General features: G+C 42.2%; 14 protein-coding genes and 1 pseudogene. 3 read left to right on the forward strand and 12 right to left on the reverse strand.

What is annotated here, in order from left to right:
* Window positions 1-5: 5 nt before the first annotated feature.
* The 3 genes from GJU82_RS09865 to GJU82_RS17685 are packed head-to-tail and all read right to left on the reverse strand — an operon-like array spanning window position 6 to window position 1,696.
* Window positions 6-728, reverse strand: coding sequence for an ABC transporter permease subunit (locus tag GJU82_RS09865; protein ID WP_153631991.1), 723 nt, complete (start codon window positions 726-728; stop codon window positions 6-8).
* Window positions 729-767: 39 nt separating this feature from the next.
* On the reverse strand, window positions 768-1,385 hold the full coding sequence (locus tag GJU82_RS17680; protein WP_255473952.1) for an ATP-binding cassette domain-containing protein: 618 nt from the start codon (window positions 1,383-1,385) through the stop codon (window positions 768-770).
* The gene (locus tag GJU82_RS17685) at window positions 1,346-1,696 is read right to left on the reverse strand and encodes an ATP-binding cassette domain-containing protein (protein ID WP_255473953.1); all 351 of its coding nucleotides are present in this window, start codon (window positions 1,694-1,696) and stop codon (window positions 1,346-1,348) included. Before GJU82_RS17685 ends, GJU82_RS17680 begins: the two co-directional genes overlap by 40 nt.
* A gap of 607 nt (window positions 1,697-2,303) precedes the next feature.
* Here GJU82_RS17685 and GJU82_RS09875 point away from each other — a divergent pair.
* Window positions 2,304-3,956, forward strand: coding sequence for a hypothetical protein (locus GJU82_RS09875; RefSeq protein ID WP_153631992.1), 1,653 nt, complete (start codon window positions 2,304-2,306; stop codon window positions 3,954-3,956).
* A 399-nt stretch (window positions 3,957-4,355) separates the two neighbouring features.
* Here the strand turns inward: GJU82_RS09875 and GJU82_RS09880 are convergent, their stop codons facing one another.
* Both GJU82_RS09880 and GJU82_RS09885 read right to left on the reverse strand, forming a co-directional pair.
* Window positions 4,356-5,861, reverse strand: a complete 1,506-nt coding sequence (locus GJU82_RS09880) for a tol-pal system YbgF family protein (RefSeq protein ID WP_153631993.1) — start codon at window positions 5,859-5,861, stop codon at window positions 4,356-4,358.
* Window positions 5,851-6,438, reverse strand: a complete 588-nt coding sequence (locus tag GJU82_RS09885) for an RNA polymerase sigma factor (RefSeq protein ID WP_228488780.1) — start codon at window positions 6,436-6,438, stop codon at window positions 5,851-5,853. Before GJU82_RS09885 ends, GJU82_RS09880 begins: the two co-directional genes overlap by 11 nt.
* Before the next feature lie 278 nt (window positions 6,439-6,716).
* Here GJU82_RS09885 and GJU82_RS09890 point away from each other — a divergent pair, with 278 nt between their 5' ends.
* The gene (locus GJU82_RS09890) at window positions 6,717-8,858 is read left to right on the forward strand and encodes a DPP IV N-terminal domain-containing protein (protein ID WP_153631995.1); all 2,142 of its coding nucleotides are present in this window, start codon (window positions 6,717-6,719) and stop codon (window positions 8,856-8,858) included.
* A 35-nt stretch (window positions 8,859-8,893) separates the two neighbouring features.
* Here the strand turns inward: GJU82_RS09890 and GJU82_RS09895 are convergent, their stop codons facing one another.
* Both GJU82_RS09895 and GJU82_RS17955 read right to left on the reverse strand, forming a co-directional pair.
* Complete coding sequence (locus GJU82_RS09895) at window positions 8,894-10,972, reverse strand: CHAT domain-containing protein (RefSeq protein ID WP_373921459.1); 2,079 nt, start codon at window positions 10,970-10,972, stop codon at window positions 8,894-8,896.
* A 3-nt stretch (window positions 10,973-10,975) separates the two neighbouring features.
* Window positions 10,976-11,779, reverse strand: a pseudogene (locus GJU82_RS17955) (tetratricopeptide repeat protein); the annotation flags it as partial.
* Between the two features lie 371 nt (window positions 11,780-12,150).
* On the opposite strand from GJU82_RS17955, the gene GJU82_RS09900 reads away from it, so the two are divergent.
* Window positions 12,151-12,258 (forward strand): lactococcin family bacteriocin, encoded by a 108-nt coding sequence (locus GJU82_RS09900; RefSeq protein ID WP_153631997.1) that lies wholly within the window; start codon window positions 12,151-12,153, stop codon window positions 12,256-12,258.
* Window positions 12,259-12,430: 172 nt separating this feature from the next.
* Here the strand turns inward: GJU82_RS09900 and GJU82_RS09905 are convergent, their stop codons facing one another.
* From GJU82_RS09905 to pnuC, 5 genes are all read right to left on the reverse strand, one after another.
* Complete coding sequence (locus GJU82_RS09905) at window positions 12,431-13,579, reverse strand: class I SAM-dependent RNA methyltransferase (RefSeq protein ID WP_153631998.1); 1,149 nt, start codon at window positions 13,577-13,579, stop codon at window positions 12,431-12,433.
* A 66-nt stretch (window positions 13,580-13,645) separates the two neighbouring features.
* Complete coding sequence (locus GJU82_RS09910; protein WP_153631999.1) at window positions 13,646-14,581, reverse strand: serine O-acetyltransferase; 936 nt, start codon at window positions 14,579-14,581, stop codon at window positions 13,646-13,648.
* Window positions 14,568-15,506 carry a cysteine synthase A gene (gene cysK / locus GJU82_RS09915; protein WP_153633374.1) on the reverse strand — a complete coding sequence of 313 codons (939 nt, stop codon included), beginning with the start codon at window positions 15,504-15,506 and terminating at the stop codon, window positions 14,568-14,570. The genes GJU82_RS09910 and cysK overlap by 14 nt, the downstream gene beginning before the upstream one ends.
* A gap of 180 nt (window positions 15,507-15,686) precedes the next feature.
* Window positions 15,687-16,229 (reverse strand): AAA family ATPase, encoded by a 543-nt coding sequence (locus GJU82_RS09920; protein ID WP_153632000.1) that lies wholly within the window; start codon window positions 16,227-16,229, stop codon window positions 15,687-15,689.
* Between the two features lie 3 nt (window positions 16,230-16,232).
* Complete coding sequence (pnuC, locus tag GJU82_RS09925) at window positions 16,233-16,832, reverse strand: nicotinamide riboside transporter PnuC (RefSeq protein ID WP_153632001.1); 600 nt, start codon at window positions 16,830-16,832, stop codon at window positions 16,233-16,235.
* Between the last annotated feature and the right edge of the window lie 45 nt (window positions 16,833-16,877).

Raw genomic sequence — 16,877 nt, forward strand, 5'->3', positions numbered from 1 at the left:
CTTTTTCAATTCAGATTACGTTTTGCCAGGGATGCCTCGGAGCCCATTAGCCCCATAATCACAATGGAGAAGAAATAGATGATATCTCTCGAATCGATAACACCGCGTGAAATCGCACTAAAATGAGTTGACATACTCAGATAATCGAATGCCGAACCCGCCTCGCCGGTCAGCGATGACGCAAGAATACCGAAAATGACATGGAAGAAAATGCCGATGATTAGCGCCATCAGGAACGCGACAATTTGATTATTCGTAACACTACTGGCAAATAAGCCGATGCTGATGTATGCCGAGCTCATCAATATTAGTCCAACGTATCCAAGGACGACCGCTCCCTGATCGATAGGGCCCAGGCTCCAAACCGTAAAATAATACGGGAATGTGAGCAACAGGGCAATGACAATCAGAATGAGTGTGGAGAGAAATTTACCAACAACAATTTGCCACTCGGAAATCGGTTTTGTCAGCAACATTTCCAACGTGCCGTTTTTTTTCTCTTCGGCTAACTGCCGCATGGTAAGCGCCGGAATAAAGAAAAAGAGTGTCCAGTAAGCAATACTGAAGAACGATTGCAAACTTGCCTGCCCGATAAAAAATACATCGTTCCCCGATATCCAGGTAAAGAACCCGCTGAATCCCAGAAATGCAACTACCATGATATAAGCCGTCAGGGAATCGAAAAACGATTGCAGCTCTCTCCTGGTAATGATCCATATTTTAGTCATCGTACCATTTTTTTTGAATTCATCTTATTGTCATGTCAATTAATTCATCGTCACCTCGCGGAAAATATCCTCCAGTCGGGTTTCAACCGGAGTTAATTCTTCGATGTACCAATTGTTTTGTGCACACATATCGAAAATTGAACGCGCTGAATTTTCGTTTTCATGACTGTGGACTTCAAAGTATCCTGGTAAATTTTCCATCATGGCCACAGAACGAACCGTACCAATATCTTCCAATGCAATAAAAATATCTTCCGGTTCTCCACCGCTGACCTTTACTTTCAGTATTTCGTCGCCATGAGCCCGCATACGGAGTTCGGCCGGCGTACCATTTGCCACAATACGTCCATTATTAATAATGAGAATCCGATCGCAGGTGGCTTCCACTTCGGCCAGAATATGAGAACTGAGAATGATCGTTTTTTCCTTTCCTATTTTTCGAATCAAATCACGAATTTCAGCAATCTGGTTTGGGTCGAGCCCCGTGGTTGGTTCATCCAGGATGAGCACCTCCGGATCGTGAATTAATGCCTGGGCCAGACCAACCCGCTGCTTGTACCCTTTCGAAAGCTCACGAATATTCTTGTATTTTTCGCCGGCAAGGCCACAAACCTTAATCATTTCAAGAATTCGCCCGGGAATTTTCCCTTTCGGCACACCATGCAGTTCTGCAACAAAAGCCGGTAATCAATCACCTGCATTTCCTGGTATAGCGGATTATTCTCCGGCAGATAACCAATCAGGCTTTTCACCTTTTCAGGATTCTCTTTAACCGACAATCCGCCAACCGTGATATCCCCTTCATTGGTCGCCAAAAAACAGGAAATCGCTTTCATGGTAGTCGTCTTTCCGGCACCGTTTGGCCCCAAAAAACCAAGTACCTCACCGGTATTCACCTTGAATGAGATGTTGTCGACCGCTTTTTGCGCACCATATAATTTGGTCACCTTTTCAACGATAATATCCATAACTTCACGCCGTATTTAAAACTTGCAAATCCCAAATTATAAAAATTCAATACCTGAAAAACATAACGTAACTTGGTTTAACAATATTTAACAGCACTTAAAACAAGGGTTTGAGAGGAGTGTTGTAGATTACACGTCGCCGTTTAACCCGTCATTCCCATAGAAATTGATAACATGTTATACCAAATATCGCCAAAAACAAATCTTTCGGGTTGGAGCCACAGTCACCATAATGATAATGATGACACTCCAGGCTGCACTTGCCTTCTCCCCCCTGAAAAGCACTAACACATTAACCACAACAAATCAAACACCATCAAATTCGTTAATAATTAATAAAAAGGTAAAATATTACCGAAGAGATTCCCTTGAGGGTAAGAGCCTGGACTGTCGTTTTGACCAGCTAAGATTAACGCCTGACACACTCATTACACCCCTTCCCCTAAAAACAAGTGGCAGATTTCCGGTTCCGGCGGAAGGACAAACTGAAAAATCTGGTGTAAACGGCAACGACAGTATATTTCGATCATTTCAAACAAAAGTATTTTATGATTCCCTCAGAGTCCGATCCGAAAGAAGTTTCTGGATCCGGTACCTGTATGGATGGATGATAGCATCGCCGCAAACAGCCAAATCGCAAATTGAGGTAAACAGTGAACAGTACTTTAAGCCATTTTCCGGTAAACGAATCGGGAGAATACATATTCAACAACTCGATGTATTCGGGCCCTCGTTACAGGATACGGCAATTGTTCCCGATAATTGGTTGGTACAAGCGGGTAATGGCATTCATGTGAAAACCCGCAACCAGGTGTTACGCAAAAACCTGCTGTTTAAGACGGGTGATATTGTCGATCCCAGGACAATGGCTGAAAACGAAAAGCTCATTCGTGATCTTCCATACATTAAAGATGTATCCATCATTCTGATTCCGGATCAATTGAATTCTCAAATAGTCGACGTTCATATTGTTACCAAGGACAATTTCTCATGGGGATTTCTTCTGGATATTAATGGTAACAAATCGGCGAGGTTCGATTTGTTTAATCAAAACATGTTTGGCCTCGGCCATGAGTTCTCTATCGGGACCGTTTATCATTCCCATGAACATCCAACCATCGGTTTTCGTGGCTTCTATGGCATCAACAACATCGGCGGGAAATTCATCAACGGTGCATTCCGAATAGAAGACACTTACCGGAAAAATGCCGTCTCGGCGATGCTGGAAAAGCGCTTCCTGACCACAAAAACAAAAAATGCAGGAGGACTTTCCTTCAACCGGGTATTTCGTTACGATTACCTGACCGATGACAAAGTCATGAAGCTGGATACGACAGTCAGTTCCCTTAATTTGGATGCCTGGTATGGACATGCCTTTGCACGCAAAGCGGAAAAACAAGCGGTGGGTCATTTCATTGTTGCCGGACGTCTTTTTAGTCAGAAATTTTTCGAGCGCCCAACGGTATCTCAACAAAGTAATCAGCTTTTTCATAATCACCGGATAGCTTTGGCATCGATTGCCTACAGCAAACGATTTCTGCAAAAGAACAACCTGGTTTATGGATACGGAATAACCGAAGATATTCCGTATGGTGATTACCTCGAATTGACATCTGGGTATGACTTCGGAGAATTCTACAATCGCACCTATTTACACCTTTTCTATTCAAAAGGGATGATCTTACCCAACTACAGCTATTTACGTTTTGGTTTGGGAGCAGGAAGTTTTCTCTACCATAATCATTTTGAACAAAGTACGATACTGGGCGAAGGAGATTTCTTTTCACGATTGTATAACATCAATGGCCACCAATTCAGGCAGTTTATCAATGTCCGGTACATCATAGGATTAAACCGCTTTAATCGGGAGTATCTTACCCTGAATAATGAATGGGGAATTCGTGGTTTCAAAACTGAAATGGTAAGAGGAACGCAAAAACTCACCGTAAATATGGAAGCAGTAACTTTTCTCCGTTCACAGTTTTATGGTTTTCGTTTTGCGCAATACTTCTTTTCTGATATCGGTTTTATTGGAGACGATTCAAAATTCATTTTAGACCAGGATTTTTATGCTGGCGTCGGTCTGGGGTTTCGTATCCGTAACGAATCGCTTGTCATAAACACCTTCGAATTTCGGTTGACCTGGTTCCCCATTACTCCTCCCGACATGCGCCCGTGGACAGTCAGGGCGCTGGGACAACCAAAATCTAAATTCAATGATTTCCTCGGACGCCGACCTGAAATATTGCCCTACCGCTAATTCAACCAATGAGTATAGTATAGCGAAGTTTCAACTTAGTAGGCAGCCATAAAAAAAGCCCGGTTGGGAACCGGGCTGAACCTGTTAATTAATCTCCTCAATATAATAGAAGTTGTAATGTGCAAAGGAAAAAGTATCCATAATCGACAGGCAATATCGACTTGCAAGGAACGGTATGAAACATGAGTAAATTATGGATACAAGGATTGTAAACTTACGTTTGCCAAGGAACATAATTTGAATAACCTTCAAAGATTAGTAAGAACGCTGTGTTGTTTAACCAAAATTCTAAGAAACCTATTTAAAACCCTGTTGTAATATTTTTTTAAACTGATTGTTTTCGATGATAACTTCCTTTCGGAAGAGTGGGAGAAAAGGCCTCCCAACTCTTTTATTTTTCTAATCAAGTTTCTTAATAATATCCGTTGCTTTGGAGGCATAATATCCGTCACCGGATGCAATTTGCCTGAATACTTTAAGCGCTTCTTCCTTTTCTTCTCGATGCAGGTAACATAGTCCGATATACCACTGGGCCTGTTCGGCGAAGAGGTTATCGTTATGCTCCACAACTTTTGCATAGGATTGAATTGCTTTCGCGTATTCTTTCTCTTCCTGGTAAGCAACGCCTACATAGAAATTGGCTGCCGGATTATTGTCGTTATCAGCCAGCACCTGATTGAATAACTTCAATGCTTCGTCATAATCTGACTGATTAAACTTCTTCAACGCATCGGTCATCAGGTTATTTGTCGAATTGTTGGCAGACCTGAATATTCCTACTTTATAAGGTTGATAGTAATCTCGGTAAATTTCCTGGTTTGAGTACGATTGATTCCTTACAAAACTGGCGATTCCGAGAATGAGCATGATAGATGCTGCGACCGTGTACCACAATATTCGTTGTGTTTTGGGTGGTCGAATTCCCCGCATCTCACGGTTTTTCTCGTTTTCTTCAGCTTTCCTGATATTTTTGAGGGAAGCACGAAGCTCCATCACATCTTTCTCGCCAATAGCTTCATCCACTTCACGGAAGAGTTTCACATCTGCTGCCAGATCCGGATTCATGGCCATTTCATCCACGAATGAGGCAAGGCCAACTTCATCCATCTCGCCAGACAGGAAATTTTCAATCTCCTCGCATTGACGGGCATGTGAACTTTCGTTTTCACTGATAATGTTCAGCGCTGCGCGAAGGCCCATGACATCTTCTTCGCCAATGGCTTCATTGACTTCGTGAAACAGTTGAATATCGTTAGCCAAATCCGGATTACTTTCGGCATCCAGTTCAATGGCTTCCATTTCCTTATCGGAGAGATCGCCTGAAACGTATTCTTCAATTTCTTCCACCGTGCGGTTATGGGCCGGCATATGTTTGGCTATCGTTTCGATATTAGCCCTCAGCTCCATAATATCTTTTTCCATAACGGCATCCTGAATTTCCTGGAAAAGCAATTCGTCTGCTTCCGAAAATTCGCCGGATCCGTTATCGCTAACCGGTTTAGCTTCGTCTTTGTATACTTGATGAACAGTCTCTTTGGAGGCTTTCTTGTGGTTCTGCAAATGCAGTTTTTGGAGAGAGTTACTGTAAGCGTTTAGTTCCTCGTCGTCCAAATCGAGGTCAGAAATGTCTTCAATTTCTTCAGCCAGTCCGAAGTAGGCTTCTGAAATTTCCGGGGAGAAGGTTTCGTTTAAATCGAAGGAGTTAGAAATGTCTTGCAGATTACCTCTCAGTTCCATCACGTCTTTTTCGCTCATCGCCTCTTCGATCTCCCGGCTCAGCTTGAGGATCTCAGCCAGTTCAGGATCGTCGACCAGGCACGTCCGGAACGCATTGAGTTGGTCTCCCGTCAATTCACCACCCAGGTACATCTCGACCAACTCATATTTATTTATTTCAGGTACCATCTTCAATTAGTTTTTTATAATTCAAATCCTGCTTGATACTGGTGATCAAGTACTCCTTGCACTTAAACTTGCGCTTTTTGGCGTACTTCTCACTCTTATATCCCATCATTTGTGACATTTGACGCAACGGTACTTTATCAAAAAATAGCTGCAACAGCTTTTGACAGTCGGATCCAAGCATTTGGAAATGCTTCTGATACAACCGGTACCGTTCGTTCTTGTCAGCTACTTCTACGAGATTATAGTCGTATTCCTCATCTGATAAGCCGGCGTTATCAAACGCCATATCCCTTTCAGCTTTCTTCTTATTCAGATGTTTAAGCCAGAGGATTTTGCATACCGAAAAGAGGTACGTGTCGAAAGAAGCATTGTTTAAAACCAGGTCCCTGGCTTTAAGTTTACGATATATGACGATGATTGCCTCTTGAAAAATATCACTGGCATCTTCATCATTACCACTGTTCTTCTTCACGTAGAAGTTAACCTTGTAGTAGAAGTTCTTGTAAATGTATTGCAGGATTACATTGTCGTTCCTCAGAATCCCATTCAGGAGTTCTTCGTTCGTGTAATTTATCATTTTCACTAGTTAATACGTTTTTAACTCAAAAGGTAACCCGGTAAACTCAAATTTTTTCAAATTTTTTTCGTTTCCCTTGAAAAATAAGCCAAAAGAAACGACAAAAAATAGGAAGATTTAGTTTTCTCACTTCATGCTTACAACAATTTTAGATAAAAAATTCCAATATACAAACCGACAAATCAGGGTCAACTCAAAGTAAAAACGGAACTTTCTCTATTTTTATGTGCCAAAATGATTCTTTTTTATTAACCATAATACATGTAAAAAAATAACTGATGCTGAAAACATTAAAACTTCTTGTGGCATTTATGTTTATAGGCGCCACGGCTTTTGCGCAAACCCGCGAATTGACACTGAAAGATGCCATTATTGGCCGGTACGGTCAATACAATCCGGAACGACTTCACCAACTGGCCTGGGTAAAGAATAGTAAGGATACATATTCTTATGTTGAAAAACATAAGTTAATTGGGAAAAACATAAAAGGAAAAGAGGTTGAATATACCTCAACAATCCAAATTAACAACGCTTTACGAGATGCCGGCCAGGATACATTGACGGGCTTCCCAAAGATCACCTGGATAAATCAGGATGAAATACGCTTCAAAAACGGTGATCATTTTAACCTGTTTCAACTCAAATCGCAGCGGATTACCAAAACAATTACGATCAAACCGAGTGGCCGGTTCGCCAATTTCAATGCGGAAACCCCCAAAGTCGCCTTCACGGTAGATAATAATTTATGGGTGGCCGATGAAAACGGGATGACTTCCATAACTGATGACCAGAATCCCGGAATCGTTAATGGCCAATATGTCCACCGTCGTGAATTCGGTATTACCAAAGGTACATTTTGGTCGCCCAAAGGCGATTTACTGGCTTTCTACCGCAAAGATGAAACGATGGTGCGCGATTATCCCATCGTTGATTTTATGGCCCGGGAAGCGGAGCTAAAACCCGCGAAATACCCAATGGCAGGGATGAAAAGCCATCACGTGACTGTCGGTATCTACAATTGCAAAACACAAAAAACGGTCTTCCTGAAAACGGGAAAACCATTGGATCATTATCTGACGAACATTACTTGGGGACCGGCAGAGAAGTACATTTACATTGCTGAGCTGAACCGGGATCAGGACGACATGAAGCTAAACCAGTATGACGCAACAACCGGCGATTTCGTGAAAACATTGTATGAAGAAACCAGCAAAACCTATGTTGAACCGCTTCACCCCATTGTTTTTTCAAAAACAAATCCCAATCATTTCTATCGCTGGAGCAGAAAAGACGGCTATTTCCATGTTTACCTCTACGATACGTCAGGAAAGATGCTGAAACAAATCACCAGTGGTCCATGGGAAGTAACCAATATCCTGGGGTTCGACGCAACTGAAAAATATATGTATTTCGTTTCCACGAAAGTGGGACCAATCGACCGGAATATATACAAAGTCCAAATCAGCAACGGTAAAATAACCAGAATTGACAACGCTGACGGTACACACCAGGCCTTGTTGAGCGACGACGGAAAATACCTGCTCGATACGTACCAAAGCAAAAATATTCCCGGGGTAACCAACCTGATGACCAACAAAGGCAATGTTGTCAGTAATCTTTTAACAGCTGCAAATACGCTGAAAGATTTCAAATTTGGGAAGAATACCATTTTCACAATCAAAGCAGCCGATGGAAAAACGGACCTTTATTGCCGGATGATCTTACCAGCCGACTTCGACTCAACAAAGAAATATCCGGTCATTGTATATGTATACGGTGGCCCGCATGCGCAGCTCGTTAGAAATACCTGGCATAACAACGCCCGGTTCTGGCAATATTATATGGCGCAAAAAGGCTACATCGCCTTTACAGTCGACAACAGAGGCTCAGATAACCGTGGAGCGGCCTTCGAAAACATTATTCATCGTCACCTGGGAATTAATGAAACGGCTGACCAAATGAAAGGCATCGAATACCTGGAATCACTGCCCTATGTCGACAAAAACAGGATTGGCGTACATGGCTGGAGTTTTGGCGGATTTATGACGCTGAACCTGATGTTGCGCCATCCGGAAGTCTTCAAAGTTGGAGTTGCCGGCGGCCCGGTGGTCGACTGGAAAATGTACGAAGTGATGTACGGCGAACGCTACATGGACACTCCCCGGGAAAATCCTGAAGGATACAAAGAATGCAACATGTTGGACCACGTTTCTTCACTGGAAGGAAAGTTAATGCTGATTCACGGGGCAGAAGACCAAACCGTTGTCATGCAACAAAGCATGAAATTCCTGCGGGAATGCATTAAACAACAGAAACAGGTTGATTTCTTTGTCTATCCCACATCAGAGCATAATGTTCGTGGCATTGACCGTGTCCACCTGATGAGAAAGGTTAGTGATTACTTTTTGGAAAATCTTTAACCAATAGAAAGCCCCGTCTTGAAGGCGGGGCTTTTTTATCGTTTCATTCCTCTTTTTCTTCGGCGCTCAACCAAAAAACGTTCTCCCATCACAACAAATAACAACACAATAATTAATCCGATAAAATAGGGAACTTTCGTACTAAACAGTGGTGTCTGATCACCAATCAACACGTATCCTAACCAATAATACGGGTGAGCTTTTAATGGATCGGCATTGGCCAAATGATCGAGTTTGGCTTTGCGCAACGCTTCATCCTTCGAGTACCCCTTTAGCAAGTATTTATAGAAGTTAATCATCAGCCTGGCGCTGGCAACATCCTCTACATTCCAGAGTGTCATCACAATACTGGGACAACCGGCATACAAAAATCCACGGGCTAAACTGACAACACCCTCCCCTTTCCTCAATTTACCAGAACCGGTATTACAAGCGCTCAGAACGGCCAACCGCGCCTTCAGCTTCATATTGTAAACCTCATAGGTATTCAGCCATCCGTCATTTATAGTATCACTTTCCGGTGAAAATACCAGCTTGGAATACATCGGCAAACTGTCGTTCAAAACCGTATGCATAGCCAAATGCAGAATATCATAATTACCTGCATCTTTCTTGAAATTGCTCTCCGTGGCTTTTGAATTATCAAACACATCACCCGAAATTAATTTCGTAATGCCTTTTACCTCCTCTTTGGCCCCTGGCAACGGCGACAAATTCTCCCTTGCCCCGTCTCTAATGGCATTAATATCGACCGTTGTTCCTTTGACATAATCGGGTGCAAAAGCAATTAAACTATGAGGCGCCGTGGCATCGCTTTTAAAATACTGGTACAATAACGTTGCTGAATAAGAATAAGAAATCGGAAAATCCTTAATCAGGTAATGCCATTTTCGAAAGTCCATGCGGGTTGTGTCCGGCATCGAATTAATCATCCCATCGAAGGGTAAATAAGCCAGCTTGTTGTCAGGGATAAAAATCAGCCGGTAGCCCTGCAGCTCAGACGCCGAAGGCTGAACTAAAAGCTTGTACAAACGGTAAGCAGAACGGGCATAAGCGTTGTAAGTTTTTTGGTTGGTGTTCAATACGTCCGGATTTCGAAGGAACCCGAGGAAGGTATTAATATCTTTATTGTAATTATCATTCAGCACTTGCCGCTTTACCTCACATTTCTGACTGGTAACCAAAAAGGTTATTAATTCACCAGGCTTTCCTTGTTCCGGTTCATTGACAGCATACTCAATCAACGCATCACGGTGCTTCAGATAATCCTGCAGTTTTTTCACGGTCACCACATCATCGGAGTACTTTAGGTTATAATAGTTCGGGTAGTTTTGCTCGAACAAATGAATCAGGTCCGAATAGTTTTGCTCCAATTCATAAACCTTCGATTGCCAACGGCCGAGCTTTACCGAATCAGGCTTATCCTTGTTATTCTCATTGAAAATAAACGCCTTATAAGCAGCAATCTCACTCTTCAATGTCTCTTCCTGGCTACGCAATGAATCGGGAATTCCCCCAAATTTCTGTGCCTTCAGGTCACGCAAAGCAGATAAAAAAGTGGCTGACTTTCCTCTTTCCGAAACTTCGAAAGCCTGTTCCAGGTAATGCCGTTCACCCGTCTTTTCATAGAGTTTGGTAGCCACATCCACGGTCTCAAAATAGGTAGACTGCTCATTCTCAGCAAGGGCTAACTTGCTATCCTGATTCAAATACCCATTCCTTAAAAGGTGAATTACCTCGATAGCCTGCTCATACGTACTCAATGAGTTTTTAAGATATTTCATTGCCGTCTCCTGCTCACCTGAATTCGTCTCTACTTCCGCCAGTTGCCGCAAAGCATCTGCCTTGTGTTTCAATATCTCCAGCATCTGACTATTGCTGAATGAATTCTTAATGTCCGGATTCTGGGTCCAGTCTTTTTCGTCAAAATCAGGAGAAATCGCGATTAATGCCCGTTGGAAATAATCCAACGAGTTCGATAGCAAGTTCTTCTTTTCCACTAAAAATCTACTGATATCACTAGCTTTAGCAGACTTCCCCATATAAACCATGCCCATATTTACCAGAATGGCTGGAGAGGCTCCATTTTTTTGACCAAACTTCTCGTTTGCCAATTTTAACGACTTATTAAAATAAGGTAAAGACTTATCATAGTCCTCAGAATTTAGATAACACATACCAATATTGGTCAATATGTTCTCTTCATGGTAAAAATTTTCGCCGAGCTTGTTCTTCCCATATTCTAAAGCGGGAAAAAGATTCTTAAGAGCATCAGAATAATTACCCATCCTGAGATTAATAAACCCAACTGACTCATAATAACTAAGTAACACATACACATTGCTACTATGATTTTTAAGCTCATTTACCACTTTAAAAGCATCATCAAATCTTCCTAACTGTGTATAGGCAGTCGTAAGATTTAGTAATAAGGTTAAATAAGCGGGGCCATTTATTTGTCTGGTTTTTTCAAAAATACTTTTCGAATTCTCCAAATAAGTCAATGCCGTATTAAAGTCACCACTTTGAATATATAGAAAACCAAAATTAATGTAAAGTGTCGCCAAATTCGATAAAGCACTATCGCCCAATTGCAAATAAATCTTTTCGGAGCTAGCATAGTGTTCAAGTGCCTCCTTATCACGTCCAACTTGCCTAAACGTAATTCCTAGGTTAGAATAAACATTCGCCACTTCTTTAGATACTTTTCCGTATCGTTTCTCTCTATCTTTTATTGCTAATTGAAACTGTGATATGGCCTCTTCAAAATTTGCATTACCATATGCTTTCATTGCTTGTTGATAATGGTCTACTTGTATAGTTGAATCTACAGCTCCCAAAACCGGAGTTACCAAAAGCAGTGAAATCCCCAAAATGAGAACTTTACAATTTAACAGAAGAAAAAGGTTATAAACTCTCATTGACCTTCAATAATAAAGTACCACTCACAAAAATAAGTTTTATTATCGATAAATAAACACTCCCTCATCACGCTAATATACTGCATTTTACCCGACAATATTTATTTTATTTGTTTTTTTCCTGATTTTAGGGGTAACCTTTTCATCATTTCCGGTATTAACAAGTGCAAGGAAACAAATAAGGAACATGTTTAACCATTAAAAGCATTTGTTATGAATTCTCTTTCAAATTTGGAAATTCTGTCTACAGAAGAATTATCAACCGTAAAAGGTGGTCAAGTTGGAATAGCTTTGCCTCCTGGTGGAGAGGTTCTTCAGTAGTAAGTAACACTTTTGATTATCTAGTTGTTTAACCATTTAAGTATTCTGTTATGAAATCTATCTCAACCTTCGAAATTCTCTCAAATGAGGAATTGTCTACTATTAAAGGCGGACAGGTAGGTATTGCATTGTATCCCGGTGGTGAAGTAATGCAATAAACTCCAAATCAGATAAACTGAAAGAAGATATTAATCGTATTGCCTCGATGGATACATTGAACTCGGTGTATTTATCATTTTCAAAGCGTTCTTTACAGTTCTTGTAATATCCTGGCAATCGAATTCAATATCCAAAGCAGTTTGAAGCACTAAGAAGAAATTAAATTACACGTTAGTCTTTTTTTGAGGACTTTTTAGAGCCCTGGTAAAGTTGATAACACCGGTAGCTGCATTCTAAAGCACCATTGTAAAGTGTCATCTTTTCTGCAGGCCGTAAGCCAACACTTTTCAGGCCATCTTTCGAGCTGGAGATCATCCAGGCTTCAAAGCCGGAAAAATTATTTTTCAAACTATCTCCTATCATCTGATAGAGTGCACGTAATGAAAATGGCTTCAAACGTTCTCCGTAAGGCGGATTGGTAATAATAATCCCATCACTGAATGGTGGTTGTAGTTGGGCAAAATCCATCGTATCTACTTCGATGTGTTTGGATAAGCCGGCATTTTTGATGTTTGCCCGTGCGATAGCTACATTGCGGGTCGAAATATCCGAACCGACAATTTTCCCGTCGAAATCTTTCTCATAATCGGCGTTATAGATTTCCTCCAACAACTCCTCGTCGAAATCGAGCCAACGTTCGAAACCAAATGCTTTACGGTACATTCCCGGAGGAATTCCCAAAGCAATCATGGCAGCCTCAATCAACAAAGTTCCCGAGCCGCACATTGGGTCGAGGAAATTCTTTTTTCCATCCCAGCCTGACAACAAAATCATTCCCGCACCCAAAACTTCGTTAACCGGCGCTTCGGTTTGTGCTACACGGTAACCACGTTTATGAAGCGATTCCCCCGAGCTGTCAAGTGCCACGGAACATTTATTACCGGTTAAATGGACATTAATACGGATATCCGGATCGTCCGTATTGACAGAAGGTCGTTTACGGGTCTTTTCCCTGAATTGATCGACAATAGCATCTTTCACTTTCATGGAAACATACATGGAATTGATGAAAATCTCTGAACTGACAACACTGTCAACTGAAATCGTTTTTCCAAGCTCGATGAACTTTGACCAATCGACTTTCTTTGCACCGGCATATAAATCATCCCGGTCGTTTACCTCGAATTCTGCAATGGGTTTCAGAATTCGAAGGGCTGTTCTCAGGCAAAAGTTGGCTTTGTAAAGTGTCTCTTTTGTACCTTCAAAGGTAACGGCACGTCTTTCTTCTTTAATATTCTCAGCCCCCAGTATCCCGAGCTCGCTGGCCAAAACGCCCTCCAAACCGGCGAATGTTTTGGCAACCATCTGAAACTTTTCCATCAATGCATTGATTTATCCATTTGTCCGGCAAAGTTAACCGAATCGCGGATAAATCAAACCAAAGGTTTAAATTCCACTTCCATCAACAAATTCAGCCTGACGGCTTTTTACCTGAACAACTTTCGAATGCGGCGGCAAACTATTGGTTACCCACACGTTACCACCAATCACAGAATCATGTCCGATGGTAATTCGTCCAAGTACAGTGGCATTGGAATAGACCACCACATTGTCTTCCACAATCGGGTGACGTGGAATTCCTTTAATCGGGTTGCCATTTTCATCAAGTGGGAAGCTTTTCGCGCCAAGCGTAACTCCCTGGTAAAGTTTCACATTTTTACCAATCACACTGGTCGAGCCTATAACCACACCGGTACCATGGTCAATACTGAAATATTCTCCAATCTCCGCGCGGGGATGAATGTCGATCCCGGTTTCAGAATGTGCCATCTCCGTAATAATGCGGGGAATCAACGGGACCTCCAGTTTTAGCAAATGATGAGCAATACGGTAATTGGAAATAGCCCGGGTGGCCGGATAACAGAAAATAACTTCTCCAATTCCGTTCGCAGCCGGGTCGCCCAAATAGGCAGCATTCAAATCTGTTGTTAAAACCCGCCTGATTTCGGGTAAACCTTCAATAAATTTGGTGGCAATTTGGGAAGCGTCTTTTTCCAACTGGAGCATTTCCGGACGTTCAGACTCGTTACAAGAGAAACACAAACCGGCAAGAATCTGCTCAGAGATTAGTTCAAACACTTCATCAATCATTACACCAATGTAATACTCGATGGTCCCGAGGTTTAAATTGATATCGCCAAAATAGCCGGGGAAGATGACCTGCCTGATCTTATCGACCATTTTAGCCAGCTTATCAATGGACGGCATAGGCTCTCCCAGCCGATGCTCGTGGCATACCAAATCATACAATTTAGGGTCTGACAAATCCCTGATGACTTTTGTCAGGCGGGTGTCTATATCTTTCTGATTAATCTTTCTCATAATGATTATTGAATAATGGGGTGCTTAAGTATCGTTCTCCTGTATCACAAATAATGGTTACAATCCGCTTGTTCTTGTTTTCCGGCCGCATGGCAATTTCGAGTGCTGCATAAACATTCGCGCCCGATGAAATACCGCAAAAAATACCTTCCTCAGTGCTGAGCCGTCGGGCAATATCAAAAGCATTGTCATTCGAAACACAACAGACCTCATCGTAACATGAGGTATTCAATACTTCCGGAATAAAACCAGGACCAATTCCCTGAATTTTATGTCCTCCCGGTCCCTTTCCCGATAAAATGGCTGAATCTTCAGGTTCCACCACCATGGTTTGGATTTCCGGGTTCAATTTTTTCAGTTTTTCTGAAACTCCCGTTATCGTACCGCCTGTCCCGGCGCCTGCAACGAAAATATCAACGGTCCCATCTGTGTCATTCCATATTTCATATGCGGTAGTTTCCCGGTGCATTTCGGGATTTGCCGGATTGGAAAACTGCATAGGGACAAAACTATCCGGGATTTCAGCTTTCAATTGTTGCGCTTTCGCAATTGATCCTTTCATCCCTTCCTTGCCGGGAGTCAGGATCACTTCAGCACCATACGCCTCGATAATCATACGACGCTCGACCGTTGCTGTCTCAGGCATGACAATTTTTAATGCGTAACCTTTCGATGCACAAACCATCGCCAGTCCAACGCCGGTATTGCCACTTGTCGGTTCAATGATTATGGTAGATGAATTAATCAATCCATCTCGCTCAGCTGCCTGGATAAGTGCCAGTCCTAAACGATCTTTTACCGAGCCACCAGGATTCAAGGATTCCAGCTTCACTAACACTTCCGCGTCTATACCTTGCGTCAATTTATTTAATCGGACCAGAGGAGTTTGGCCAATCAATTCCGTAATGTTTTGTGCAATCTTCATGTGGTTTATTTTCAGCATCGATGACGGAAGTTTCGAAAGTGAGGTACCTACTCAAAACATCGTCATCCGATGATACAGGCAAAACTAAGAGGGGCACATTTTCGAGCGGTTAATTCAATCTCAAAAAATGTTACCGAATACTTAAAGTTACCGATCATTTCATGCCATGCATAACAAATGTTAGCGGCAATGGTTTTTAAATTCGTCATCGAGCAATTTCAGCGCATTATTCAGCCGGTTTTCCCCGCTCCCGGAAACCATGGCGTAACGGAATCCGAATGACTCAATTTCACGGCAATACATTTGCATCAACTCATTTCTTTTTTCGCCACCATTTTCTCTCACGGCATCCGGAATCCAGGGAAGGTCGGTATCACAAACCAAAAACAGATCGATTTGGGAATTATTGATGTGTTCCGTTATCCACCGGGGACATTCACCATACACCACATCGAACCAGATTTTCGTAATGATGAACCAGGTATCGAAAAACAGAAATTCGTTTTGAGCTTTCGCCTGAAACTCTTTTTCCTGAGAAAGCTGATGCCGGGCAATGGCCTCAACGTCCTCGCGGGTATAAGGCCGCCCCAGATTTTCCACATAACTCCGTGCATATTCCGGAACCCATGCAGTATGAAAATGCCCCGCCAATCCTCGGGCCAATTCTGTTTTCCCGGTAGATTCGGAACCGGTGATCACGATTCGTTTTATTCTTTCTGCCATAAGTTACCGGTTGTTCATTAAATCCTTTCGCCATTCTTTAAAACCGACTACAGCCATGACAGTATAGACAAAAAATAAGATTGTTGTGGCATATAATCCTTTGTAAATATACAATCCCAACGAAACAGCATCGATAATTACCCAAAGTAACCAATGTTCGAGCTTTTTACGGGCCAGCATCCAGGTAGCAACAATACTCAGCGCTGTCGTAAATGAATCCCAGTAAGGAACCGGAGAATCCGTGAAATCGATCAGGATATACGCAATTCCGACATACAACAGCAAGTTAACAATGAAGAGCTTTACCCAAAGTACAAATGAGGTCCGGGACACCTTTAACTCACCATGGTTATTGCTATTACCGTTCCCGTGAAGCCAGGCATGCCATCCGTAAATACTGATGAAGACGTAGTAAAACTGCAAACCCATGTCGGCATAAAACTTCGACACGAAAAAGACATACACGTAGAGCGCCGAAGAGAGCAATCCCAGCGGCCAGGTCAAAATGCTTTGACGGATGGAAAAATAGAGATAAGCCAGGCCGGAAATGGCCCCGCTGACCTCGACCCAATGCTCCTGTAACCAGGATAAAATTTCAGTCATTACTGCACATAAAAGAAGTCCGGCCGAGATGGCCGGACTGATAAT

The organism is Prolixibacter sp. SD074 (genome assembly GCF_009617895.1).
Lineage (GTDB): Bacteria > Bacteroidota > Bacteroidia > Bacteroidales > Prolixibacteraceae > Prolixibacter.

Bases quoted from the DNA above. Each gene is read 5' to 3' on its own strand.
- GJU82_RS09865 (WP_153631991.1), bottom strand. From the start codon at position 728: ATGACTAAAATATGGATCATTACCAGGAGAGAGCTGCAATCGTTTTTC.
- GJU82_RS17685 (WP_255473953.1), bottom strand. From the start codon at position 1,696: ATGGATATTATCGTTGAAAAGGTGACCAAATTATATGGTGCGCAAAAA.
- GJU82_RS09875 (WP_153631992.1), top strand. From the start codon at position 2,304: ATGATAGCATCGCCGCAAACAGCCAAATCGCAAATTGAGGTAAACAGT.
- GJU82_RS09880 (WP_153631993.1), bottom strand. From the start codon at position 5,861: ATGGTACCTGAAATAAATAAATATGAGTTGGTCGAGATGTACCTGGGT.
- GJU82_RS09885 (WP_228488780.1), bottom strand. From the start codon at position 6,438: ATGATAAATTACACGAACGAAGAACTCCTGAATGGGATTCTGAGGAAC.
- GJU82_RS09890 (WP_153631995.1), top strand. From the start codon at position 6,717: ATGCTGAAAACATTAAAACTTCTTGTGGCATTTATGTTTATAGGCGCC.
- GJU82_RS09900 (WP_153631997.1), top strand. From the start codon at position 12,151: ATGAAATCTATCTCAACCTTCGAAATTCTCTCAAATGAGGAATTGTCT.
- GJU82_RS09905 (WP_153631998.1), bottom strand. From the start codon at position 13,579: ATGGAAAAGTTTCAGATGGTTGCCAAAACATTCGCCGGTTTGGAGGGC.
- GJU82_RS09910 (WP_153631999.1), bottom strand. From the start codon at position 14,581: ATGAGAAAGATTAATCAGAAAGATATAGACACCCGCCTGACAAAAGTC.
- cysK (WP_153633374.1), bottom strand. From the start codon at position 15,506: ATGAAGATTGCACAAAACATTACGGAATTGATTGGCCAAACTCCTCTG.
- GJU82_RS09920 (WP_153632000.1), bottom strand. From the start codon at position 16,229: ATGGCAGAAAGAATAAAACGAATCGTGATCACCGGTTCCGAATCTACC.
- pnuC (WP_153632001.1), bottom strand. From the start codon at position 16,832: ATGACTGAAATTTTATCCTGGTTACAGGAGCATTGGGTCGAGGTCAGC.